Raw genomic sequence first — 22,387 nt, 5'->3', positions numbered from 1 at the left:
CTGGTCTACGGGCTCCGAACTGTTGCGCCTCGTCCACTCCGAGCCGGGGATCACACGGACAGAGGCCTCGGATCGGCTGTCTCTTGCGAGCGGTGCGACAACGGAGCTGATCGAGCGTCTGCGCGGCGCCCGACTGCTCGGAGAGCATCCGGCGCCGCGGTCCGGCCCAGGGCGCCCCACGACGAGCCTTCATGCCCACCCGCTCGGGCCACTCGTGATCGTCGTCGACCTGCGGACCGCTGGCTGGCGGGTGCTGCTCGGCGACCTCGCCGGAGAGACCTCCGAGGTGGAGGCCGGCTTCTACGGAGACGAGCAGCCCGCGCAATTCCTGCCGAGGATCGCCCGGAGCGTCACTCGCGCCGCCGAGCAGAGCCGCGGACGAGCGCGCGCGGTCGCCGTCGTCGTCGCGGGCACGGTGACGGGCAGCCGACTGCTGCAGTTCGCGACGCGTGGATGGAGCGAGGCCGACCTCGGCATGCTGACCGAAGGCCTTCCCGCCAGCTCCCCGCTCCGACTGCTCGCCGGCAACGACGCCACTCTGGGCGGCCTGGCCGAAGCCCGCACCGGCGCGGCACGCGGGGCGCGCGTGGCCCTTCACATCCTTGTCGCAGTCGGAGTCGGAGGCGTTCTCCTGGTCGACGAGCAGCCGATGACCGGCGCCCGAGGAGCGGGCGGAGAGTATGGGCATCTCCCGTTCGGAGACCCCGAGCTCGTGTGCCCGTGCGGCGCGCGCGGATGCTGGGACCTCATGGTCGACGGGCGAGCGCTCGCGCGACACCGCGGCGACCCGCCTCCGGACGACCCCGTCGCCTACGCGACCAGGCTGCTCGGTGACCTGACCCGCGGCGTCATCAGTGATCCCGCGGCGCGGCACGCGATCGAGCTCGTCGCGCACGATCTGGGCGCAGGCATTGCCGGGCTCGTGAACCTCCACGATCCGGAGCTGATCACGATCGCCGGTGTCGCGCCGCTCATCCGCCACGCGGCCCCGGAGGCGTTCGATCGCGGATACCAGAACGGGCTCATGACCTTCCACCGCCGCGAGACGCCAGCCATCCTGGATGGCCTTCACGGAGACGAAGGTCCGGTTCTGGGCGCCCTCAGCCTCGGCGTCGACGAGATCACCAGCCCGACCGCTCTGGCCCGATGGGGCGAACTCACCTCCGGAGGCTAGGCCATGTCTCCCACGAGCGGTCGCTCACGTGATGTACGCCAGGACGGCCGGCGCCGGGGCGCCCGCCCAGATCCCGGTCAACGTCAGGCCCGACAACGGCGCCTGGTCGCGTAGGGGCTCCCTGACGACGACGATCTCGGCGTCGTCGGGCACGGTCCCTCCGCTGCCGCGAACCTGCATGTTCGGGTCGCGGAGCACGGGACCGTCCGGCGTTTGGACGACCAACTCGACCTGCGTGTCCGCCTCCGCAACGACCCGCACCAGCTCGGCCCGGTAGACCGGGTCGCCGACGGCGTCATAGACCCAACGGGCTCCGAGCACCGAGTGCTCCATCGTGCCGACCAGGAACGAGTCCGCGCCATCGAGCTCGGCCCCGCGATAGGTCAGCGGGACATGGACCGTGCGACCGCCGACGTCGACAATGTGCGACTCGATGCCGACCTCTCCGGCCGGGTCGTCGAACCGGTAGGCGCCCACCGGCGTCACCAGGGGGGCGTCGCCGTCGAACCAGGGCTGGCCGGGCAGCCACGCCGCGATCAGCTCGGTCTTCGTCGGGGTCAGCGTCGCCTGGTGCAGAATCGCCATGCTCGCATCCCATCACACGGCAGAGGCGCTGGCCGGCGACGCGGCAAGGGCGCGGCGCCGGACGGCGGAGCATCGGCGTCGGCGGCGCCGGCTCGCGCGTTCGCCCCGGGGCGCGCCGTCGTTACTCTGGATGCGTGGGCGTGGACAAGTCGGCGTACGGACCGAACGGCGAGTACCTGGGCGCCGGCGGCGGTGGTGCTGCGGGCGCCTTCGGCCAGCTCATCGACCCGTTCCAGCCGTCACAGCAACACCTCACCGCGGAGCGCGAACGGCAGCGCCTGGACATCGTCCAGCATCCGGCGACCGGGGGCCCCAACGGTGAGATCGACCTGGACTCAGGCGTCGCGATCATCTGCGCCGAGCCGACGTCGTAGGCCTCCACCCCGAGACAAGCACGCGCGATCACTTCCGCCCACCGCCGCGTCCCCGACCAGCCTCGCCAATCCATCGCGAGCGACTCGACGAACGCGGCGAGGTCGTGGAGCCCGTTGGCGTCGTTGCCCACCACAGTCGTGACCGCAGTCAGGCCATTCGCGCCGGCGTGCTGATCATCGCCGAAACCGCACGTCGTCTCGTGGGCGATGCCGGTCCCCATTGCCATGGTGGTGGGCCCGGCCGGACTCGAACCGACGACATCCACGGTGTAAGCGTGGCGCTCTACCAACTGAGCTACAGGCCCCTGCGCACCCTGGGGGTGCGACCCCCCAGGGTACGGGAGTCAGATCTGTGCGAGCGCGGTCCGGTACGCCTCAAGATCGCGCCGCTGGCCGCGGGGGTTGACCACGGCCCAGCGCACCACGCCGTCGGCGTCGATGAGGAACGAGCCGCGCAGCGCGTGGCCGCGCTCCTCGTCGAGCACGCCGTAGGCGCGGGCGACCTGGCCGTGCGGCCAGAAGTCACTGAGCAGGTCGAAGCCGTAGCCCTCCTGCTGCTGCCAGGCCTTGAGCGCGAAGACCGGATCGGTCGAGATGGCGAGCAGCCTCACCCCGGCGGACTCGAACTCCTCGATGTTGTCGCGCAGCTCGCACAGCTCGCCGGTGCAGATGCCGGAGAACGCGAACGGGAAGAACACGACGAGCGCCGGCTCCCCGCGCAGGTCGGCCAGGTGCACCGGCGTGCCGTGCGTGTCGGGCAGCGTGAAGTCGGGGGCCGGGTCACCGGGTCGCAGCGTCATGGCCCCATCGTGCCCGAATCGGGCCGTCGGCGGTGTCAGCGTCCGCGTCCGCGGTTTGCGAGCTGGGTCGCCGACCAGTCGTCCGCGACGGCGAATGTCGTCATGGCGTGCAACCCCGCCGTCGTCGCGGCCTCCTGGATCTCGTCGTGGCCGACGTGCCCGGAGCGTCCGGGCTTGCGGGTGAACAGCCACACGGGGCCGCCGTCGTCGAGCACGGTGAGCGCGTCGACGAGCATGTCGGTCAGGTCGCCGTCGCTCTCGCGCCACCAGACGATCACGCCGTCGGTGACGTCGTCATAGTCCTCGTCCACGAGCTCGGCGCCGGTGATCTCCTCGATCGCGACGCGCAGCGCGTCGTCGACGTCGTCGTCCCAGCCGAACTCCTGTACCACCTGGCCGGGCGTGAACCCGAGGCGGTTGGCCTGGGGATCCATCTGCGTACCCACGTGGTCTGTCCGTTCCCTTCTTCGGCAAAGTCGACCCGGTCCGCGGCGCGGCCCGGGTTGGTGGTCAACGTAGTCCACCGTGGCGTCCTACGCCTTGTCTGGGGCACGACGACGGCGGTCAACGCGTCCACAGCCGACGCCGCAAGCCGCCTATCGAGCGTTGTTGATCCCGCAACAGCATGACCGACGTCACGGGGCCAGGCGGTGAGAACCAGTGTGCGTGGCGTTCACCAGGGGACACAATGGGGGTGAATCGACGACAGGCGTGACTGCGGTGTGCGCACTCACCCCCAGTCACGAACAGAGAGAGGGTGCTGGTGGCTTCGTACGACGAGACCGGACCACTGATCAACGGTCTGCTCAGCTCGGTCCCCGACATCGATCCCGGCGAGACCGCCGAGTGGGTCGAGTCCTTCGACGGCCTGATCGACGACAAGGGCGGGCCCCGCGCGCGCTACGTCATGCTCAACCTGCTGCGGCGCGCGCGCGAGCGCAACGTGTCGATCCCGGCGTCGTTCGCGACGCCGTACGTCAACACGATCGGCGTGCACGACGAGCCGTACTTCCCGGGCGACGAGTCGCTCGAGCGCAAGTACCGCTCGTGGATCCGCTGGAACGCGGCCGTGCTGGTGACCCGCGCACAGAAGCCGGGCATCGGCGTGGGCGGGCACATCTCCTCCTACGCCTCGGTCGCGACACTGACCGAGGTGGGCCTCAACCACTTCTTCCGCGGCAAGGACCACCCGGGCGGCGGCGACCAGGTGTACTTCCAGGGGCACTCCTCCCCCGGCATGTACGCCCGCGCCTACCTGGAGGGGCGCCTGGCGGCCGAGGACCTCGACGGCTTCCGTCAGGAGAAGTCGAAGGCCGGCCACGGCCTGCCGTCCTACCCGCACCCGCGGCTGCTGCCCGAGTTCTGGGAGTTCCCGACCGTCTCGATGGGCCTGGGCCCGGCGTCGGCGATCTACCAGGCGTGGACCAACAAGTACCTGCACAACCGCGGCATCAAGGACACCTCGCAGCAGGACGTCTGGGCGTTCCTGGGCGACGGCGAGATGGACGAGCCCGAGTCGCGCGGCATGCTGCAGCTCGCGGCCCACCAGAACCTCGACAACCTGACGTTCGTCGTCAACTGCAACCTGCAGCGCCTCGACGGCCCGGTGCGCGGAAACGGCAAGATCATCCAGGAGCTCGAGGCCCAGTTCAAGGGCGCGGGCTGGAACGTCATCAAGGTCATCTGGGGCCGCGAGTGGGACGCCCTGCTCAACGCCGACAAGGACCGCGCGCTGGTCAACCTGATGAACGTCACCCCTGACGGTGACTACCAGACCTACCGCGCCGAGTCGGGCGCGTTCATCCGCGAGCACTTCTTCGGCCGCGACCCGCGCACCAAGGCCCTCGTCGAGAACATGACCGACGAGGACATCTGGAACATGAAGCGCGGTGGCCACGACTACCGCAAGATCTACGCCGCCTACGCCGCGGCCCGCGCCCACCAGGGCCAGCCGACCGTCATCCTCGCCCAGACCGTCAAGGGCTACGGCCTCGGCTCGGGCTTCGCGGGCCGCAACGCCACGCACCAGATGAAGAAGCTCAAGTCGGACGAGCTCAAGACGCTGCGCGACTCGCTGCGCATCCCGATCCCCGACGAGCAGCTCGACGACCCGTACAGCGCCCCGTACTACCACCCGGGCGTCGAGGACCCGGCGATCGCGTACATGCTCGAGCGCCGCCGTCAGCTCGGCGGGTTCGTGCCCGAGCGGCGACACGCCCCGAAGGCGATCACGCTGCCGGAGCCCAAGGCATACGAGCTGCTCAAGAAGGGCTCGGGCCACCAGGAGATCGCCACCACGATGGCCTTCGTGCGCCTGCTCAAGGACCTCATCAAGGACAAGGAGTTCGGCAAGCGCATCGTGCCGATCATCCCCGACGAGGCGCGCACGTTCGGCCTGGACTCGATCTTCCCGAGCGCGAAGATCTTCAACACCGGCGGCCAGCACTACCTCGCCGTGGACCGCGACCTCATGCTCTCCTACAAGGAGTCCGAGGCCGGGCAGATCATGCACACCGGCATCAACGAGGCCGGCTCGGCCGCCGCGTTCCAGGCGGTGGGGACGTCGTACTCGACACACGGCGAGCACATGGTGCCCGTCTACATCTTCTACTCGATGTTCGGGTTCCAGCGCACGGGCGACCAGTTCTGGGCCGCGGGCGACCAGATGACACGCGGGTTCATCATCGGCGCGACGGCAGGCCGCACCACGCTCACGGGCGAGGGCCTGCAGCACGCCGACGGCCACTCGCCGCTCATCGCGGGCACCAACACGGCGATGGTCGCCTACGACCCCGCGTACGGGTACGAGATCCGCCACATCGTGCGCGACGGCATCGAGCGCATGTTCGGCCCGTCGGCCGACGGCGCGCACGACGAGCAGGGCCGCGACCAGAACGTCATGTACTACCTGACGGTGTACAACGAGCCGATGGTCCAGCCGGCCGAGCCGCAGGACGTCGACGTCGAGGGCATCAAGCGCGGCATCCACCGCATCGCGGTCTCCGACGTTCCGGGCCCCAAGGCCCAACTGCTCGCCTCGGGCGTGGGTGTGCCGTGGGCTCTGGAGGCCCAGCAGCTCCTGCGTGACGACTGGGGCGTGTCGGCCGACGTCTGGTCGGTGACGAGCTGGAACGAGCTGCGCCGCGACGCGCTCGCCGCGGAGCGGGCGGCGTTCACCGACCCGTCGGCGCCGGTGCGCACGCCGTTCGTGACCGAACGGCTCCAGGGCGCCCCGGGCCCGTTCATCGCCACGAGCGACTACGACCACCTGGTCCCCGACCAGATCCGCAAGTGGGTCCCGGGCGACTACGAGGTGCTGGGCGCGGACGGCTTCGGCTTCTCCGACACGCGCGCCGCCGCCCGCCGCTTCTTCCTCATCGACGGCCCGTCGATGGTGGTCAAGACGCTGCAGGCGCTGGCCCGCCGCGGCGAGATCTCGCCCGACGTCGTCGGCCACGCGATCGAGAAGTACCGCCTGCTGGACGTCACCGCGGGCGCCTCGGGCAACGCGGGCGGCGAGAGCTGACAAGCCGCTCGCACGGCGAAGGCCTCCGCTCCCTCACCGGGGGCGGAGGCCTTCGTGTCATCCACCTCGCCGGAGCCGAGCTCGGGCGAGGCGATGGGTCAGGGCGTGCGCTGCTGGGTGGCCTCATACGCGGCGATCGCCTGCTCCAGGTCCGGCCGGATGCGGGCGACCTCGGCCTGGTCGGGGTGCGCGTCGAGGTTGGCCAGGTGCTGGCGGGCCTCCAGCGCGCGATCCGCCTCAAGCGCGGCGAGCACCAGGTGCTGGCCCACGACCGGGGTGTGCTCGCGCGCCCGCCAGTGCCCGACGCCGAGGCCCAGCGCCTCCACGGGCATCCCAGCCCCGCGCAGGATCTCCATGCCCCCGGCGAGCGCGCGCCCCTCAGGGTCACGCTCCGCGGCGGTCGCCAGGCGCCGCACGGCGCCCTCGGGGTCGGATGCCAGCGACAGCCGGCCGAGTTCGAGCAGCGGGTACCAACCGCGCGGGTGGCCGGCCAACTCCTCGGCGAGCGACCAGACGGCCAGGTCGGCGGCCCGCGCGCGCTGAGCGGCGGCCGTCTCCTCATCGGCGGTCGCGGTCAGCGGGTCCTCGGGGTTGGTCGACTCGGCCGCCCTGCGCCGCACCACCTCGGCGAGCGCGTTGAACGCCTGCATGTCGTTGGGGTCGTCCAAGAGCATCGCGCGCAGTGCGTCCTCCTGGACCGTGTCGCCACGACGCCGCGCCGACGACGTCGGCCGGCGAGCGCCGACGGTCGAGGCCGAGAACGGCCGACGGAGTAGAGCACGGAGCCTGGGCATCAGAGCCATGCCATGACCATAACCACAACGGGGCCCCGCAAGGGAGCCAACTGGACGTCCGGAGGGGGCTTCGGCGCGCGCGGCAGCCAGGCGGCGGCGTCTGATCGACGCGGCGACCGCTTTGTGCCTTCCCCACAACCCGGCCTGGTCCTCAGCGCCCCGACCCACGTATCCTCGGTCGGGTGCCCCACCCCACGACACACTCCGATCGCAGTCTTGAGCATCGCGCCGCGACAGTGCGTCGCGTGCGCGAGGGCACCGGGTTCCTGGTCGCCGCCGCGCTGCGTCGCCTCGACGAGGAGCTGGCCTGGTACCGCGAGCTGCAGGCCGAGGACCGCTCCTACGTCGGGCTCGTCGCGCAGTCGGGCATCGCGTCGTTCGTCACCTGGTTCGCGGACCCGTCGGCGCCGCCCAGCGGTGTCGGGGAGATGTTCGCCGCCGCGCCCCGCGAGCTGACGCAGTCGATCTCGCTGCAACAGGCGCTGCAGCTTGTGCGCCTCATGGTCGACGTCGTCGAGACGCACTCCGACCAGATCGCGGGCCCGGGCGCCGAGCGCGAGGTGCGCGAGGCCGTGCTGCGCTACTCGCGCGAGGTCGCGTTCTCGGCCGCCGAGGTCTACGCGCGGGCCGCCGAGCTGCGCGGCGCGTGGGACGCCCGCCTGGAGGCGCTGGTCGTCGACGCCCTGGTGCGCGGCGACCGCGAGGCCGAGAGCGACGACTCGATCCGCTCGCGCGTCTCGGCGCTGGGCTGGACCAGCCGCGGTCAGGCGCTCGTCATGGTCGGTTCGACGCCGGGCGGGCTCGACGAGCTGCACACCGCCGACCTGCGACGCGCGGCCCGCCGTGCCGCCGGCGACGCGCTGGTCGGCATCCACGGCGACCGCGTCGTGCTGGTGCTCGGCGGCGAGGGCGACCTGGTCACGGCCGCCACGAGCCTGCTGCCCCGCTTCGGCCCCGGAAGCGTCGTCATCGGCGAGGTCGTCGCGTCGATCGCCGACGCCTCACGCTCGGCGGCGTCGGCGCTCGCCGGCCTTGCCGCGGCGCCCGCGTGGCCCCAGGCGCCGCGCCCCGTGCTGGCCGACGACCTGCTGCCCGAGCGGGTGCTCATCGGCGACGACGCCGCCCGCCGCACGCTCGTCGACGTGGCCTACCGTCCGCTTGAGGCGGCGTCGGGCGCGGTGCTTGAGACGCTGTCGGCCTACCTCGGCGCCGGACGGTCGCTTGAGGCGGCGGCGCGCCAGCTCTACGTGCACCCCAACACGGTCCGCTACCGGCTGCGCAAGGTCTCGGAGATCACCGGCTGGGACCCGCTGGACGCGCGTGAGTCGTTCGTGCTCCAGGTCGCCCTGGCCCTGGGCCAGCTCGCCTGAGCCGGCGTCGCCGCGTCCATGGGCCGCGTGCCGACAGGCGTCTTGTGGGATTCCCACAAGACGCCTCGGGCAGGTTCGTGCCCGTCGGTACGCGCCGCGCGTGCGGCCGTCTGACACCGTGGACCCGTGCTCGCCGTCGTCTGCCCTGGACAGGGCTCTCAAACCCCCGGGATGCTCACGCCGTGGCTCGACCTGCCCGGCGTCGCTGAGCGTCTCGCCTCCCTCAGCGAGGCCGCTGGCCTCGATCTGGCCGCCCACGGCACGACGTCGGACGCCGAGACCATCCGGGACACCGCCGTGGCCCAACCGCTCATCGTCGCCACCTCGCTGCTCGCGCTGCGCGTCGTGCTCGACGGCGGTGCCCTGGCCGGGCGGGATGTGGCCGAGGTCGTCGACGTCACCGCCGGCCACTCGGTCGGCGAGGTGACCGCGGCGGCCGTCGCGGGCGTGCTCGACGACGCCGGGGCCGTCGCCCTCGTGACCCGCCGCGCGCAGGCCATGGCCCAGGCCGCGGCGGCCGCGCCGTCAGGCATGAGCGCCGTCGTCGGCGGCGACCCGGACGAGGTGCTCGCCGCGATCGAGACGGCGGGTCTGTGGCCCGCGAACGTCAACGGAGCCGGCCAGGTCGTCGCCGGAGGGTCGGCGCAGGGCCTCGCGACGCTCGCCGCGAACCCGCCCGGCCGCGCGCGGGTCATCCCGCTGCAGGTCGCCGGCGCGTTCCACACCCCGTTCATGGACACGGCGCGTGAGGCGTTCGAGCCGGTCGCCCAGGCGGCCGGGGCCAGCGCCGCGGACCCGCGTGTGCCGTTCCTCGCCGACGCCGACGGCGCCGCGCACCGCACCGGCGCCGAGACGCTCGCCCGCATCGCCGCGCAGGTCACCGCGCCCGTGCGCTGGGACCTGATCATGGAGACCCTCGCCGCGCGCGGCGTCACCGCGATCCTCGAACTGGCGCCCGGAGGCGTCCTGACCGGGCTGGCCAAGCGTGCGCTCAAGGGCGTCGAACTGGTCGCGGTCAAGTCGCCCGACGACGTCGAGGCCGCACGCGACCTGGTCGCGCGCCACAGCGAGTCCCTCCGCGGCGCAGCCGCCAGCACGAACGGAGCCCGAGCATGACCGTCCTCAAGCAGGCCCAGCCGGTCGCGCACTCGCGCATCCTCGGCATCGGGGCCGAGCGTGGTGAGCTCGTCGTGACCAACGACGACATCGCGGGCCCCATCGACTCCTCGGACGAGTGGATCCGACAGCGCACCGGCATCGTCACCCGCCGGCGCGCGGGCGCCGACCGCGACGTGCTCGACCTCGCCGAGGTCGCCTCGACCAAGGCGATCGCGGCCGCGGGCGTCGCGCCCGACGAGATCGACGCCGTCATCGTCTCGACCGTCTCGCACTTTGTGCAGACGCCGTCCGCCGCCGCCATCCTCGCCGACCGCGTCGGCGCCAACCCGGCCGCCGCCTACGACATCTCGGCGGCCTGCGCGGGCTACTGCTACGCCATCGGCCAGGCCGACGCGCTGGTGCGCTCGGGTGTCGCGCGCAACGTGCTGGTCGTCGGCGCCGAGAAGCTCTCGGAGCTCATCGACCCCACCGACCGCTCCATCTCGTTCCTGCTGGGCGACGGCGCGGGCGCCGCCGTCGTCGGGCGCTCCGACACCCCCGGCATCGGCCCGACCGTGTGGGGCTCGGACGGCTCGCGCGCCGCGACCATCCGCCAGACGCACTCGTGGACGGACCTGCGCGCCGACGCCTCGCTCGGCTGGCCGACGCTGCGCCAGGACGGCCCAACCGTCTTCAAGTGGGCGTCCTTCCAGGTCGGCAAGTTCGCCCAGGCGGCCATGGACGCCGCGGGCGTGGGCCCGGCGGACATCGACGTGTTCGCCCCGCACCAGGCCAACATGCGGATCATCGACCAGATGGCCAAGCAGCTCAAGCTGCCGCAGGACGTCGTCATCGCCCGCGACATCGCCGAGACCGGCAACACCTCGGCCGCGTCGGTGCCGCTGGCCCTCGACCGCCTCCTGGCCGAGGGCCAGGCCAAGTCGGGCGATGTCGCGCTCCAGATCGGCTTCGGCGCGGGGCTGGTGTACGCCGCCCAGGTCGTCGTGCTCCCGTAGCCTCGCCCTGTCCTCCCTCCCGGCGCCGTCGGCCCGGACCCACCTCACACAGAAGGAACACACCCATGGCTTACACCGACACCGAGATCCTCGAAGGCCTCGCCGAGATCGTCGCCGAGGAGACCGGCCTTCCCACCGACGCCGTCCAGCTCGGCAAGTCGTTCACCGACGACCTCGACATCGACTCGCTGTCGATGATGACCATCGTCACGCACGCTGAGGACAAGTTCTCCGTCCGCATCCCGGACGAGGAGGTCAAGAACCTCGCGACCGTCGGCGACGCCGTCTCGTTCATCGTCGGCGCGCAGGCCTGATCACCCTCCCGCCGGTCGCGACGGGCCAGGGCTCCACTAGGGGGCCCGGCCCGTCGCGACCGCCGCGACAGCCCCCGACCCCCACCCAGGAGCCCCCGCCATGACCGCACCACGCACCGGCACCCCCGAGGTCGTCGTCACCGGACTCGGCGCCACCACGCCGCTCGGCGGTGACGCCGCATCCACGTGGGCGGCCGCGCTGGCGGGCGAGTCGGGCGCGCGCACGCTCGACAACGACTGGGCGCAGAAGTACGGCCTGCCGGTGACCTTCGCCGCGACGATCAAGGTCAAGCCCGAAGAGGTCCTCGCGCGGCCCGAGATCAAGCGCATGGACCCCTCGGCGCAGTACGCCATCATCGCCACGCGCGAGGCGTGGGCCGACGCCGGTTCCCCCGAGGTCGACGGCGAACGCCTGGGCGCCGTGGTCTCCTCCGGCATCGGCGGCATCTGGACGACGCTCGACGGCTGGGACACCCTGCGTGAGCGCGGCGCGCGCCGCATGCTCCCGATGACCGTGCCGATGCTCATGCCCAACTCCCCCGTCGCCTACGTCGAGCTCGAGATCGGCGCGCGCGCGGGGGCGCACGCCATGGTGTCGGCCTGTGCGTCGGGCGCCGAGGCCATCGGCTACGGCGTCGAGATGATCCGCACCGGGCGCGCCGACGTCGTCGTCGCGGGCGGCACCGAGGCCACGATCCACCCCATGCCCATCGCCGCGTTCGCCGCCTCGCGCACCCTGTCGCTGCGCAACGACGACCCGCAGGGAGCCTCGCGCCCGTACGACGTCGACCGCGACGGGTTCGTCATCGGCGAGGGGTCGGCCGTGCTCGTGCTGGAGTCGGCCGAGCACGCCGCGGCCCGCGGCGCCCGGGTCTACGCGAGGATCGCCGGCGTCGGCCTCTCCTCGGACGCCTACCACATCACCTCGCCCGACCCCGAGGGCCGCGGCCAGGTCTCCGCGATGCGCCGGGCGCTCGCCGACGCGGGCGCCACCGGCCGCGACGTCGTGCACGTCAACGCGCACGCCACCTCGACCAAGGTCGGCGACCTGACCGAGACGGCGTCCATCCGCACGCTGCTGGGCGGCGAGGCGGACCACGTGCTGCTGTCGGCCACCAAGTCCATGACCGGGCACCTGCTCGGCGGCGCGGGCGCCCTGGAGACGCTGTTCGCCGTCAAGGCGGTGCACGAGCGTCTCGCTCCCCCGACCATCAACGTCGCCCACCCCGACCCCGAGCTCCAGGTGCCGCTGGTGCGCGACACGCCGGCCGCGCTGCCCGCGGGCGACGTACTCGCGCTCAACAACTCGTTCGGGTTCGGCGGGCACAACGTGGCCCTCGCGGTCACCAACGCCTGAGGCCGCGCGGCGCCTGGCGACGCCCGCTCAGCCCACCGCCCACTCAGCCCTCAGGCCGCGGCGCGAGCCGACGCAGTTGCGTGACGTGCTGCGGCGTGAGCTCGGCGACCGAGCCGACCTCCAGCAGCCGCATGGTGCGGGTGACCTGCTCAGCGAGGATCGCGATCGCGCGGTCGACGCCCGCGCGCCCCCCAGCCATGAGGCCGTACAGGTAGGCGCGGCCGACGAGCGTGAAGCGCGCGCCGAGCGCGAGCGCGGCGACGATGTCGGCGCCGTTCATGACTCCGGTGTCCAGCGCCACCTCGGTGTGGGCCCCGACCTCGCGCACCACAGTGGGCAAGAGGTGGAAGGGCACGGGCGCGCGGTCGAGCTGGCGCCCGCCGTGGTTGGACAGGACGATGCCGTCCACGCCGTGCTCGACGAGCGTGCGGGCGTCGTCGAGCGTCTGCACACCCTTGACCACGATGCGGCCTGGGAACATCTCACGGATCACGGCGAGGTCGTCGTAGCTGATCGTCGGGTCCATCGCCGAGTCGAGAAGCTCACCGACGGTGCCGCCCGTCGAGGTCAGCGAGGCGAACTCCAGCGGCGCGGTCGTGAGGAAGTCGAACCACCACCAGGGGCGCGGGATCGCGTCGAGGATGGTCGAGACGGTCAGCCGCGGGGGGATCGACATGCCGTTGCGCCGGTCGCGCAGCCGGGCTCCGGCGATCGGGGTGTCGACGGTGAAGAACAGCGTGTCGAAGCCCGCGGCGGCGGCGCGCTCCACGAGCCCGTAGGAGACCTCCCGCTGCCGCATGACGTAGAGCTGGAACCAGTTGCGGCCCGCGGGGTTGGCGGCCTTGACGTCCTCGATCGAGGTGGTGCCCAGGGTCGAGAGCGTGAACGGGATGCCCGCGGCGCCCGCTGCGGCGGCGCCCGCGACCTCGCCCTCGGTGTGCATGAGCCGGGTGAAGCCGGTGGGCGCGATGCCGAAGGGCAGTGCGGACGGCCCGCCGAAGACCGTCACGCTCGTGTCGGTGGATGACGCGTCACGCAGGATCGACGGGTGGAACTCCACATCGCGGAACGCCTGGCGGGCGCGCGCCATCGACAGTTCGCCCTCCGCCGCGCCGTCGGTGTAGTCGAACGCCGCCTTGGGGGTGCGCCGCTTCGCGACGGCGCGCAGGTCCTCGATCGTCAGCGCCGCCTCGAGCCGTCGGGGCATGGCGCCGCGCGGCGTCGGCTGCGACCGCAGCAGCTCGAACAGCGCGGCGGGACGGGGTAGCTGCCGCTGGACCATAGGTGCTCGCTTCCGTTGCCGTAACAGTGGGCCTCGCTCCCGGGGCGTGCCGAGATGGCGCGCCCCAGGACCGACACTGGCACACCTCACGATCGGCGGGTGGCCACACGATCTGCGGGGCCGGCGCCGCTCACGCGTGCGCGTCCGCTTGTGCGTCGAGCGGGGCGGCCTGCCTCAGGAGGGCCATGAAGGCTCCGAACCACGGGCCGTTGTCATTCCACGCCCGCGCGGTCACCAGGTTGCCGTCGACGAGGGCCTGAGACTCCTGGTAGGTCCCGCCGCCGGCCGCGACGTCGGGCGCGATGTCCGGGAACCCGGAGCTGGTCCTGCCGGCCAGCACGCCCGCGCTGGCCAGGACGATCGGGCCGTGGCACAGCGAGGCGACCGGCGCTGACGCGCCGAAGAAGTGCCGGACGATGCGCTTGACGTCCTCGTTGTTGCGCAGGTACTCGGGGGCTCGGCCGCCGGGGATGATGAGGGCGACGTAGTCGGCGGGGTCGACGTCGGCCAGCGCGATGTCGGCCGGCCACCCGTGCCCCAACTTCTCGGTGAACGTGTCGTATCCCTCGAAGTCGTGGACGACGAACTGGAGTCGCTTCTTGGTCGGCGCCGCGATGACCGGCTCGTATCCCTCCTCCCGCAGCCGCTCATACGGGTAGAGCACCTCGAGGGTCTCTCCGAAGTCGCCGGTCACGATCAGGACTTTGGGCATCGTCGCCTCCGCGTCTCGCTGGCCATCGGTTGGGCTCATCCTGATGAACGAGAGCGGTCTCCGGCAGTCCCCATCTCACAATCTGAGATGGGGACTGGTCGCTCACCCCACGCGGTGCAGCCAGCGAACCGGCGCGCCCGCGCCCGCGTACCGGAAGGCCTCCAACTCGTCGTCCCAGGCCGTGCCGAGGGCGAGGTCGAGCGCGTCCTGCATCGCACGCGGGTCGTGCGCGAGGTCGAGCGCAGCGCGCACCCGATCCTCCGGGATGACGACGTTGCCGTGCACGTCGGTCATGGCGTGGAAGATCCCGAGGTCGGGCGTGTGTGACCAGCGGGCGCCGTCGGCCCCGTGGCTGGCCTCCTCCGTGACCTCATAGCGCAGGTGGTCCCACCCGCGCAGGGCGGACGCCAGGCGCGCGCCCGTGCCCTGCAGGCCCTGCCACGAGTACTCCGCACGATGCAGCCCGCGCGCGGCAGGCTGCGCCGTCCACTCGAGCGAGACGCGCGAGCCCAGCACGTTGCCGGCCGCCCACTCGACGTGGGGGCACAGCGCGCGGGGCGCCGAATGCACGAAAAGGACACCGCGTGTGATGGCGCCGGACATTGTTCCTCCCTGAGTCGAGGTCCGTCTTCCCCTACGTCCTCGGATCAGGTCAGCATGTGCGGTGTGTCACCTGCGGCGTGGCTTTGTCTTGCGCCATGATGCCCGATCGCGCGTGCCAGCGCGAGGGCACGTCGCTACAGACGCGCGCGCAGCTCCCGCATCGCCTTCGAACGGACACTGCGCTCAAGCCGGTCCAGGTACAGCTTGCCGTCGAGGTGGTCGCACTCGTGCTGCAGGCAGCGGGCCATGAGCCCCGTGCCCTCGACCACCACCGACTCGCCGTCCAGATCGATGCCCTCGACACGCGCATACCAGGCCCGCGCCGTCGGGAACCAGAGCCCGGGAACCGACAGGCAGCCCTCGTCACCGTCTTGCAGCTCGTCGGAGAGCTCGACGATGCGTGGGTTCAGGACGTAGCCGACCTCGTCGTCGATGTTCCAGGAGAACGCGCGCAGGTTGACGCCGATCTGGTTCGCGGCAAGGCCGGCGCGGCCCTCGGCGTCGACGGTCTCGAGCAGATCCGCGACCAGGCCACGCACGCCGTCGTCGATCGTGGTGATCTCGTCGCACACGGTCCGCAGCACGGGGTCGGGGATCACCCGGATCTCTCGCATCGCCATGACCGGCATTCTTCCATGCCCGCCGCGCCTCAGCGGTGGGTGACCACCAGCCCGACGACGACCGCGGCCAGGCCCCAAAACGCCAGGCTCGCGCCGATCGCGAGCGCGAGTCCGCCTGCGGCGCCCGACCGCTCGCCAACGGCGTTCACAGCGACACGCACGGCGACCGCAAGCCCCACAACGAACAACGTCCCCCCGACGATCAGCCACCACACGGGGTCAAACGTGCCACATGCGCGACGAATCGTCCGCGGGCCACGCGCTCCATGGGCGAAGTCCGACGCCGGGGCCCAGGCCTGATCATCCCAGCGACGCGGGGGCGCTCCGGTAGACTGCGCGCCGCGCCCCGTTAGCTCAGCTGGTCAGAGCAGGAGACTCATAATCTCTCGGTCGCGGGTTCAAGTCCTGCACGGGGCACCACTCAAGCGTCGGCGCGCGTCGTCACAGGCCCGCCGCGGAACGCACCCTCCGCTCCGCGTCGCCGAGGACGCGAGCGATCTGCGGATCGCGGAGGTCCGCCCCGGGTTCGGCGATCACCTGGGAGAACAAGTCCCCGTCGACTGTTCGCCTCACCGCCACCGACGCCGCGCGACCATCGGGCAACGGCACCTGCTCGCTGAGCACGACGGACCACTCCACGCGCTCGCGGATCACTCGCGCCAGCCGCGTGCGCCGAGGGTCGGCGAGACGCATCCGCAACGCAGGCGCGGCGTCAACCCACCGGACGGTCACCGCGCCGTGGGCGGGGTCGTAGGCGGCGCGGTCGACGTCGGACCACTGACGGCGGACCACACCGTCACCGCCCGCTGCGGGCGCGGACACCAGCAGCCCGGCGTTCGTCGCAACCGCCCACCTGCCGTCGTCGAGCGCCGCGGCGCTCAGCACCCGATCGGCGCGCGTGAGCCCGAGTGACACGCGCACGTCGTCGGGCAGCGAAGGACGTCGCAACCACATGAGAGCCACCGTAGCGACTGGGAACGGCGCCGCCCGTCGGACGCGTCGCGCCGCGACGACGGCGAGCGCCGCGACCGTGCGCGGACCGCAACCCGGGTGTCACGACCACCCCTCGGCACCTGGTAGTCTTCTGCCCGGCCCAAAACGGGTCAGCGATCCCGCGTAGCTCAGCTGGCAGAGCATCCGACTGTTAATCGGACGGTCGTAGGTTCAAGTCCTACCGCGGGAGCAAAAACAGCCCCTCACCTGCACCAATGCGGGCGAGGGGCTGTCTCGTTCTCGGCCGCTATGGGCCTTCGGGTCGCTGGGGGCCGCGCCGCTCGCACCCCACCGCGACAGCGGCGCTGCTCCATCGACCTGCGTCGCCCGGGCCGCGTGGGTGCTCGGCCCACCGCCGACAGCATCGTCGGCGGCGCCGACCCGACCCGACGTCGAAGGGTCCGCACGAGTCCCGTCCAATGCGGCGCCAGCGTTTCGGGCAAGAATGTGCGCGCCGACAAGCCCGGGATCGACAACACGCCAACCTGCGCGCCGATGACCATGAAGCCGTCAATAGCGATCGCAGGCCTCGGCGTGACGTGTCATGACGTGTAACCTCGGCTTCGACCTCAAGGGTCCCGTCTGTTGTGGGACAGCGATTACCCTGCCCGCGCCTGGAGGAAGATGTGCAACCCTGGCACTTCACCGTCGCCCTGATCATCGTCGGCTTCATTGCCGTCGCAGCCCTGATGTGGCGGGCAGCCCGCAAGCCGAAGTAGGGTCACCGAACGAGTCCGCCGGCGGAGTCTTCGAGACACGAGTGGGAGTCGATCCGCCGCAACATAGGAGACCCTTTTTCGAGCGGCTCACGCTTCGCGAGCTCTCGTCCGATCAAACAATGCGCAGACAATCGCGCGCCTCTCGGCCACGACACCGCCGTCGCCCGTCATCGCGTCGCCCTCTGTCACACCCGGCCGGACTCCACCGGGAATCTTGCGAGGCGTGCGACGCTTGCACCACTCGTGCCCTCCCGTCGCCCCCACGCCGTCGGACTGCGGTCCGACCGCGGACCGATCCTGCTGTCCCTGATGCTCTCCACGGCGCTGGTCGCGCTTGACGCGACGATCATCGCCACCGCGTCGTCGACCATCGCGCGCGAGCTCGGCAGGTTCGACCAACTTCCCTGGCTGTTCTCCGCCTACCTGCTCGCGCAGGCGGTAAGCACACCCGTGTACGGGCGCCTCGCGGACATCGTGGGCCGCAAGCGGCTCATGCTGGTGGGCATCGGGCTGTTCTTCGTGGGCTCGGCCCTCGCCGGCGCCGCGCCGTCGATGGCGGTGTTGATCGTCGGTCGCGCCGTGCAGGGCCTGGGCGCCGGCGCGGTCATGCCGGTGTCCATGACCATCACGAGCGACCTGTACACGCTGGAGGAGCGCGCCAAGGTTCAGGGTTACCTCGCCTCGGTGTGGGGCATCTCCTCGGTCGTTGGGCCGACGCTCGGTGGCGTGTTCAGCCAGTTCGTCTCCTGGCGCTGGATCTTCTGGGTCAACCTGCCGCTCGCCGTCGTCGCCGCGATCATGCTCGCGCTGCGCTACCGCGAGTCGCGCCAGGTCACGCGGCGCGAGCCGATCGACTACCTCGGCGCGGCGCTCCTGACGGCGGGCAGCACGCTGCTGCTGCTCGGGTTGTTGCAGGGCGGCACGCGGTGGGCGTGGGACTCCCCCGCCACGGTCGGCGTCCTGGCCTCGGCGGTCGTGCTGTTGGCGGCGTTCGTCGGCCACACGCGCCGCGTCCGCTACCCCATCGTCGACCTGTCGATCCTGCGCCGCCGCGTGGTGGGCGCCTCGACCACGGTGTCGCTGCTGGTCGGAGTCGTGGTCGTGGGGCTGTCGACCTACGTGCCCATCTACGCCCAGGAGGTGCTGGGCTTCGGCGCGCTCCTGGCGGGATTCGCGCTCGCAGCGCTCACGCTCGGTTGGCCGCTGTCGGCCGCCCAAGCGGGCCGCCTCTACCTGCGCATCGGGTTCCGCCTCACCGCCGTCATCGGCTCATCGCTCGTGCTGGTCGGCGGGCTGCTCCTGCTCGCCCTCAACGGGAGCACACCGCTCGTCCTGGTCGGGGTGTTCTGCTTCGTGATCGGCGCCGGCATGGGCCTGACGGCGGTGCCGACGCTCATCGCGGCGCAGGCCTCAGCCGGGGTCACCGAGCGCGGCGCAGTGACGGGGACCAACATGTTCGCCCGCTCGATCGGCTCGGCCCTGGGCGTGGCGGTGCTCGGCGCGGTGGTCAACGCCCACACGACACTGGGCCCCGACGGCGCGCCGCACGGCCCGGGCATCATGAACGCCATGCGCCTGGTGTTCGGCGCGATCGCCGTCGCGGCCGCGCTGTTGCTCGCCTCGAGCGCGCTCATGCCGCACGATCGCCAAGCCGCCGTGGCGCGCAGGGCGCGCCTCGCGGAGCAGGAGGCCGAGCCGAGCGAGGTCACCGTCTGAGCACGGGGCCGCCGCCCGAGCGGCCGGTAGACTGAGGCAAGCATGTCGCTCTCCCTCCCCCGCTCGTTCACCCCCGCACCCGTCCGCGCCGCCGCGCGTGAGGTGCTCCACCATGACGTCGTGCGCGACTCGGTGCGCTTCGCACGTCTGCGCGGCACGGTCGCTCCGGCCCTGCGCGTCGGACTCGCCTCGGGCCTGGCGATCGCGCTCCCGGCGCTCGTCGGCCATCGCGAGGCCTCGGCGTTCGCCGCGCTCGGGGCGCTGACCTCGCTCTATTGCCGCGACGACCCGTACCGCCGCCGCGCGACGCTGCTGACCGCGGTCGCGGGTGTCCTCGTCGGGTCGATCGCAGTGTTCAGCCTGATCACCGCGCTCGGCGTGCCGGATGCCGCCGCGTTCGCGCTCATGGCCGCGCTCGCCGCGGCCGCGACCGCCCTGGTGATGGTGCTGCGCATGGGCGCGCCCGGCGCGACGATCCTCATCTTCTGCGCCGGCGGCGGCATGGCCGTCGCCCCGGGCCTCTCCGATGTCCTGCCGCGCACGCTCGCGGGCGCGAGCGGCGCGCTGCTCGCCTGGGTCGTGTGCATGGCCGGCGCCGTCGTGCGCCCGACGGCTCCGGCCCGCCTCGCGGTGCGCCGTGCGGCCGACGCCGTGCGCGTCGCGCTGCGGGCGGGTGACGCGCACACCCGCGCCGTCGCCGCGAACCTGCTCGACGGCGCACGCCGCACGCTCGCCGACGACGCCACCTGGGCCCGCGCCCGCCCCGACGCGCTGGTGCTCGCCGAGAACGTCCGCCTGCTCCAGGGCGCGCTCGACGAGGCGGCCGGCGTCGAGCGCCCGTCCGTCGACGCCCCGCTCCCGGATCGACTGTCCCTGCTCGACCAACTCCGCTCCGGCGCCTCTCGGCCAGGGTGGCGCCTCGCGGCGGCGCGTGTGCTGATCGGGGGTCTCACGGCGTCAGCGGTCGCCTCGGGTCTGGGCGTCGGGCACACCGCGTGGGCCGTGATGGGCTCGACCGCCGTGCTCCAGGGCGCGAGCGCGCGACATGCGGCCGTGCGCGCGGTGCAGCGCGCCGCCGGGACCGCCGCGGGCGCTCTCCTGCTCGCGTACCCGCTGTTGTCGGCGCACCCGGGCTTCTGGCCGACGGCGGCCATCGTCGTCGTGCTCACGGTGGCCACGGAGGTCGTCGTTGGCCGCAACTACGGCGTGGCCCAGATGACGATCGCGCCCATGGCGCTGCTGATGACGACGCTGGGCCAGGCGGCCGACCCGGCCACCCTTGCGCGCGACCGCGCGCTCGACACCGCCCTGGGCGCGGCGGCCGGCCTGCTCACGGTGCTGTTGGTGCACCGCTACGGGCGTCGCCGGGCCTGAGCCCGGCGCCTACGCGTTCTCGCGCAGCGCCCGGCGCTCCTGCTCCATCGCGAGCACCGCGTGAAGGGCCTGCCGGTGCCCCGCGGCGTCGCCGTCGGGGTCGAGGCGCAGCAGTCGGCTCTTGGCGTCGGCGATGCGCCGCGTCAGGCCCAGGTCCACCAGCGCCCGCACGACGTCGGCGACGAACCGTCCGATGGCGTCCTCGCGGTCCTCGGGCAGCGGCGCCACGGCGAGCTCGTCGACCAGCCGCGCGACGGTCTGGCCCGCCTGCTGCGCGACGGCGCCCACCCACGCGGCGCCCGACAGGCCCCGCCCCGCGCTGACTCCCCCCGCCGCCCGGATCGCCGCGTGCACGGCCCGCCACGCGGGCACGCCGAACGCGTCCTCACCCAGGGCGTCGAACGCGGGCGGGACGTGCTGGGGGTACTGGAGCGCGGCGACCAGCGCCATGCGCTCGGTGCGCGCGACCGGGTCGCGCGGGTCGGGCATCGGCATGGCCGGGGGCCCGGCGTTCTCAGCCGAGTCGAGCCCCGCCACGGGACGCTGGGCTGGGCGCTGCGCCGGGCTGGGCCGCTCGGCGGCGCGCGCGACCTCGCGCCGCACATCCTCGGGGTCGATGCCGATCCAGCGCGCGAGCGAGCGCGAGTATCCGAGCTGCATCGCCCGGTCGCGGATGCCCGCCACGAGCGGCGCGGCCTCGCGCAGCGCGCCGACGCGCCCCTCGACGGTGTCCAGGTCGTGCCCCTCGACGCCCTTGCGGATCACGAACTCGAACAGCGGCATGCGCGAGTCGACCAGCGCGCGCACCGCCTGGGGCCCCTGGGCGAGCCGCAGCTCGCACGGGTCCATGCCCCCAGCGGCGACGGCCACAAAGGTCTGCGCGTGGAACCGCTGGTCCTCGCCGAACGCCCGCACGGCCGCCTTCTGCCCCGCGGCGTCGCCGTCGAACGTGAAGATGACCTCACCGCCCAGCGACTGCCCGGACGCGAGCTGCAGCCCTCCCCCGGCCGCGAAGTCGCCCAGCAGGCGCCGCACGATCTTGGCGTGGTCAGGCCCGAACGCGGTGCCGCACGTCGCCACGGCGACCTCGACGCCGCTCAGGTGCGCCGCCATGACGTCGGTGTACCCCTCGACGACCACGACGCGCTTGGACTGTGCGATCGCCTTCTTGGCCAGGTCGATGCCGTAGAGCACCTGCGACTTCTTGTACAGGACGGTCTCGGGGGTGTTGAGGTACTTGGGGCCCTGGTCCTCGTCGTACAGCCGCCGCGCGCCGAAGCCGACGACGGCGCCCGTGGTGTCGCGGATCGGCCACACGAGCCGGCCGCGGAACCGGTCGTAGATCCCGCGCTGCCCCTGGGAGACGAGCCCGGCCGCGACGAGCTCGTCGCGCGTGTAGCCCTTGCCCTGAAGGTGCCGCAGCAGCGCATCCCATCCGGTGGGCGCGTACCCGAGGCCGAACCGCTCGGCGTCGGCGCGGTCGAAGCTGCGCTCGGCGAGGAACTTGCGGGCCGCAGCGGCCCCGGGGCCGAAGAGCTGGGAGGCGTAGAACTCGGCGGCGACCCGGTTGGCCTCGACCAGGCGCTGGCGCCGTCCGGGCTCCTCGCGTCGCCCCGCCGCGACCGCGCCACCGCGCGAGTCCTCGTACCGCAGCACCACGCCGACGCGATCGGCGAGGTGCTCGACGGCCTCGGTGAAGCTCATGCCGTCGATCTTCTGCACGAACGCGATGACGTCCCCCGACTCGCCGCACCCGAAGCAGTGGTAGCGCCCGACGCCGGGCCGCACATGGAACGACGGCGAGCGCTCGTCGTGGAAGGGGCACAAGCCCTTGAGCGAGCCGACGCCCGCGGGCTTGAGCGTGACGTGCGCCGAGACGATCTCCTCGATCCGGGCGCGTTCGCGGACCGCCTCCACGTCCTCGCGCTTGATCAGCCCCGCCACCCCCTGAGTCTAGGGC

20 protein-coding genes, 3 tRNA genes and 1 pseudogene are annotated in these 22,387 nt (G+C 72.5%); 12 read left to right on the top strand and 12 right to left on the bottom strand.

Annotated features, from left to right (window positions below):
- The first annotated feature begins 214 nt into the window (after window positions 1-214).
- Window positions 215-1,174 carry an ROK family protein gene (locus EV386_RS02915; protein ID WP_242607808.1) on the top strand — a complete coding sequence of 320 codons (960 nt, stop codon included), beginning with the start codon at window positions 215-217 and terminating at the stop codon, window positions 1,172-1,174.
- Between the two features lie 24 nt (window positions 1,175-1,198).
- Here EV386_RS02915 and EV386_RS02910 read toward each other — a convergent pair whose 3' ends face one another.
- The gene (locus EV386_RS02910) at window positions 1,199-1,759 is read right to left on the bottom strand and encodes a CG0192-related protein (protein ID WP_130412160.1); all 561 of its coding nucleotides are present in this window, start codon (window positions 1,757-1,759) and stop codon (window positions 1,199-1,201) included.
- A 134-nt stretch (window positions 1,760-1,893) separates the two neighbouring features.
- On the opposite strand from EV386_RS02910, the gene EV386_RS02905 reads away from it, so the two are divergent.
- A complete protein-coding gene (locus EV386_RS02905) occupies window positions 1,894-2,133 on the top strand; it encodes a DUF6191 domain-containing protein (protein ID WP_130412158.1) in 240 nt (79 codons plus the stop codon).
- A gap of 47 nt (window positions 2,134-2,180) precedes the next feature.
- Here EV386_RS02905 and EV386_RS18950 read toward each other — a convergent pair.
- The 4 genes and pseudogenes from EV386_RS18950 to EV386_RS02890 all read right to left on the bottom strand — a co-directional run.
- Window positions 2,181-2,354, bottom strand: a pseudogene (locus EV386_RS18950) (hypothetical protein); the annotation flags it as partial.
- A gap of 8 nt (window positions 2,355-2,362) precedes the next feature.
- A tRNA-Val gene (locus tag EV386_RS02900) sits at window positions 2,363-2,438 on the bottom strand.
- A gap of 39 nt (window positions 2,439-2,477) precedes the next feature.
- Complete coding sequence (locus tag EV386_RS02895; protein WP_130412156.1) at window positions 2,478-2,933, bottom strand: peroxiredoxin; 456 nt, start codon at window positions 2,931-2,933, stop codon at window positions 2,478-2,480.
- A 35-nt stretch (window positions 2,934-2,968) separates the two neighbouring features.
- Complete coding sequence (locus EV386_RS02890; RefSeq protein ID WP_130416736.1) at window positions 2,969-3,367, bottom strand: DUF3052 domain-containing protein; 399 nt, start codon at window positions 3,365-3,367, stop codon at window positions 2,969-2,971.
- A 329-nt stretch (window positions 3,368-3,696) separates the two neighbouring features.
- On the opposite strand from EV386_RS02890, the gene aceE reads away from it, so the two are divergent.
- Complete coding sequence (gene aceE / locus EV386_RS02885) at window positions 3,697-6,459, top strand: pyruvate dehydrogenase (acetyl-transferring), homodimeric type (RefSeq protein WP_130412154.1); 2,763 nt, start codon at window positions 3,697-3,699, stop codon at window positions 6,457-6,459.
- 98 nt (window positions 6,460-6,557) lie between these two features.
- Here the strand turns inward: aceE and EV386_RS02880 are convergent, their stop codons facing one another.
- Window positions 6,558-7,262, bottom strand: a complete 705-nt coding sequence (locus EV386_RS02880; RefSeq protein ID WP_130412152.1) for a hypothetical protein — start codon at window positions 7,260-7,262, stop codon at window positions 6,558-6,560.
- 173 nt (window positions 7,263-7,435) lie between these two features.
- Here EV386_RS02880 and EV386_RS02875 point away from each other — a divergent pair, with 173 nt between their 5' ends.
- The 5 genes from EV386_RS02875 to EV386_RS02855 all read left to right on the top strand — a co-directional run bounded on the left by EV386_RS02875 (window position 7,436) and on the right by EV386_RS02855 (window position 12,408).
- Complete coding sequence (locus tag EV386_RS02875) at window positions 7,436-8,623, top strand: PucR family transcriptional regulator (RefSeq protein ID WP_130412150.1); 1,188 nt, start codon at window positions 7,436-7,438, stop codon at window positions 8,621-8,623.
- A gap of 126 nt (window positions 8,624-8,749) precedes the next feature.
- A complete protein-coding gene (locus EV386_RS02870; RefSeq protein ID WP_130412148.1) occupies window positions 8,750-9,739 on the top strand; it encodes an ACP S-malonyltransferase in 990 nt (329 codons plus the stop codon).
- Window positions 9,736-10,737: a beta-ketoacyl-ACP synthase III gene (locus tag EV386_RS02865; RefSeq protein ID WP_130412146.1), complete on the top strand. Its 1,002-nt coding sequence runs from the start codon at window positions 9,736-9,738 to the stop codon at window positions 10,735-10,737. Before EV386_RS02870 ends, EV386_RS02865 begins: the two co-directional genes overlap by 4 nt.
- A 65-nt stretch (window positions 10,738-10,802) precedes the next feature.
- Window positions 10,803-11,051, top strand: a complete 249-nt coding sequence (locus tag EV386_RS02860) for an acyl carrier protein (RefSeq protein WP_130412144.1) — start codon at window positions 10,803-10,805, stop codon at window positions 11,049-11,051.
- 100 nt (window positions 11,052-11,151) lie between these two features.
- Complete coding sequence (locus EV386_RS02855) at window positions 11,152-12,408, top strand: beta-ketoacyl-[acyl-carrier-protein] synthase family protein (RefSeq protein WP_130412142.1); 1,257 nt, start codon at window positions 11,152-11,154, stop codon at window positions 12,406-12,408.
- A gap of 43 nt (window positions 12,409-12,451) precedes the next feature.
- Here the strand turns inward: EV386_RS02855 and EV386_RS02850 are convergent, their stop codons facing one another.
- From EV386_RS02850 to def, 4 genes are all read right to left on the bottom strand, one after another.
- Window positions 12,452-13,690 carry an alpha-hydroxy acid oxidase gene (locus EV386_RS02850; protein ID WP_130412140.1) on the bottom strand — a complete coding sequence of 413 codons (1,239 nt, stop codon included), beginning with the start codon at window positions 13,688-13,690 and terminating at the stop codon, window positions 12,452-12,454.
- Window positions 13,691-13,820: 130 nt separating this feature from the next.
- Entirely contained in the window at window positions 13,821-14,402 is a 582-nt protein-coding gene (locus tag EV386_RS02845; protein WP_130412138.1) for a DJ-1/PfpI family protein, read from the bottom strand.
- A gap of 102 nt (window positions 14,403-14,504) precedes the next feature.
- Entirely contained in the window at window positions 14,505-15,005 is a 501-nt protein-coding gene (locus EV386_RS02840; RefSeq protein ID WP_130412136.1) for a DUF3145 domain-containing protein, read from the bottom strand.
- Window positions 15,006-15,139: 134 nt separating this feature from the next.
- Window positions 15,140-15,625, bottom strand: a complete 486-nt coding sequence (gene def, locus EV386_RS02835) for a peptide deformylase (RefSeq protein ID WP_130412134.1) — start codon at window positions 15,623-15,625, stop codon at window positions 15,140-15,142.
- 343 nt (window positions 15,626-15,968) lie between these two features.
- On the opposite strand from def, the gene EV386_RS02830 reads away from it, so the two are divergent.
- Window positions 15,969-16,045, top strand: a tRNA-Ile gene (locus tag EV386_RS02830).
- A 21-nt stretch (window positions 16,046-16,066) separates the two neighbouring features.
- Here the strand turns inward: EV386_RS02830 and EV386_RS02825 are convergent.
- Window positions 16,067-16,579 carry a hypothetical protein gene (locus EV386_RS02825; protein ID WP_130412132.1) on the bottom strand — a complete coding sequence of 171 codons (513 nt, stop codon included), beginning with the start codon at window positions 16,577-16,579 and terminating at the stop codon, window positions 16,067-16,069.
- Between the two features lie 156 nt (window positions 16,580-16,735).
- Here EV386_RS02825 and EV386_RS02820 point away from each other — a divergent pair.
- The 3 genes from EV386_RS02820 to EV386_RS02810 all read left to right on the top strand — a co-directional run bounded on the left by EV386_RS02820 (window position 16,736) and on the right by EV386_RS02810 (window position 20,427).
- Window positions 16,736-16,808: transfer RNA gene (locus EV386_RS02820), tRNA-Asn, on the top strand.
- An 838-nt stretch (window positions 16,809-17,646) separates the two neighbouring features.
- Window positions 17,647-19,053 carry an MFS transporter gene (locus EV386_RS02815; protein WP_130416735.1) on the top strand — a complete coding sequence of 469 codons (1,407 nt, stop codon included), beginning with the start codon at window positions 17,647-17,649 and terminating at the stop codon, window positions 19,051-19,053.
- 42 nt (window positions 19,054-19,095) lie between these two features.
- The gene (locus tag EV386_RS02810; RefSeq protein ID WP_130412130.1) at window positions 19,096-20,427 is read left to right on the top strand and encodes an FUSC family protein; all 1,332 of its coding nucleotides are present in this window, start codon (window positions 19,096-19,098) and stop codon (window positions 20,425-20,427) included.
- Window positions 20,428-20,436: 9 nt separating this feature from the next.
- Here the strand turns inward: EV386_RS02810 and dnaG are convergent, their stop codons facing one another.
- On the bottom strand, window positions 20,437-22,371 hold the full coding sequence (dnaG, locus tag EV386_RS02805) for a DNA primase (RefSeq protein WP_130412128.1): 1,935 nt from the start codon (window positions 22,369-22,371) through the stop codon (window positions 20,437-20,439).
- Between the last annotated feature and the right edge of the window lie 16 nt (window positions 22,372-22,387).

Origin of the sequence: Xylanimonas ulmi (assembly GCF_004216535.1) — a bacterium.
Classification (GTDB): Bacteria; Actinomycetota; Actinomycetes; order Actinomycetales; family Cellulomonadaceae; genus Xylanimonas; species Xylanimonas ulmi.
The sequence above is the reverse complement of the archived record's forward strand: the minus strand, read 5'-3'. Positions and strand labels throughout refer to the sequence as shown.

Bases quoted from the DNA above. Each gene is read 5' to 3' on its own strand.
- EV386_RS02910 (WP_130412160.1), bottom strand. From the start codon at position 1,759: ATGGCGATTCTGCACCAGGCGACGCTGACCCCGACGAAGACCGAGCTG.
- EV386_RS02895 (WP_130412156.1), bottom strand. From the start codon at position 2,933: ATGACGCTGCGACCCGGTGACCCGGCCCCCGACTTCACGCTGCCCGAC.
- EV386_RS02890 (WP_130416736.1), bottom strand. From the start codon at position 3,367: ATGGATCCCCAGGCCAACCGCCTCGGGTTCACGCCCGGCCAGGTGGTA.
- EV386_RS02880 (WP_130412152.1), bottom strand. From the start codon at position 7,262: ATGGCTCTGATGCCCAGGCTCCGTGCTCTACTCCGTCGGCCGTTCTCG.
- EV386_RS02865 (WP_130412146.1), top strand. From the start codon at position 9,736: ATGACCGTCCTCAAGCAGGCCCAGCCGGTCGCGCACTCGCGCATCCTC.
- EV386_RS02860 (WP_130412144.1), top strand. From the start codon at position 10,803: ATGGCTTACACCGACACCGAGATCCTCGAAGGCCTCGCCGAGATCGTC.
- EV386_RS02855 (WP_130412142.1), top strand. From the start codon at position 11,152: ATGACCGCACCACGCACCGGCACCCCCGAGGTCGTCGTCACCGGACTC.
- EV386_RS02850 (WP_130412140.1), bottom strand. From the start codon at position 13,690: ATGGTCCAGCGGCAGCTACCCCGTCCCGCCGCGCTGTTCGAGCTGCTG.
- EV386_RS02845 (WP_130412138.1), bottom strand. From the start codon at position 14,402: ATGCCCAAAGTCCTGATCGTGACCGGCGACTTCGGAGAGACCCTCGAG.
- EV386_RS02840 (WP_130412136.1), bottom strand. From the start codon at position 15,005: ATGTCCGGCGCCATCACACGCGGTGTCCTTTTCGTGCATTCGGCGCCC.
- def (WP_130412134.1), bottom strand. From the start codon at position 15,625: ATGGCGATGCGAGAGATCCGGGTGATCCCCGACCCCGTGCTGCGGACC.
- EV386_RS02825 (WP_130412132.1), bottom strand. From the start codon at position 16,579: ATGTGGTTGCGACGTCCTTCGCTGCCCGACGACGTGCGCGTGTCACTC.
- EV386_RS02815 (WP_130416735.1), top strand. From the start codon at position 17,647: ATGCTCTCCACGGCGCTGGTCGCGCTTGACGCGACGATCATCGCCACC.
- EV386_RS02810 (WP_130412130.1), top strand. From the start codon at position 19,096: ATGTCGCTCTCCCTCCCCCGCTCGTTCACCCCCGCACCCGTCCGCGCC.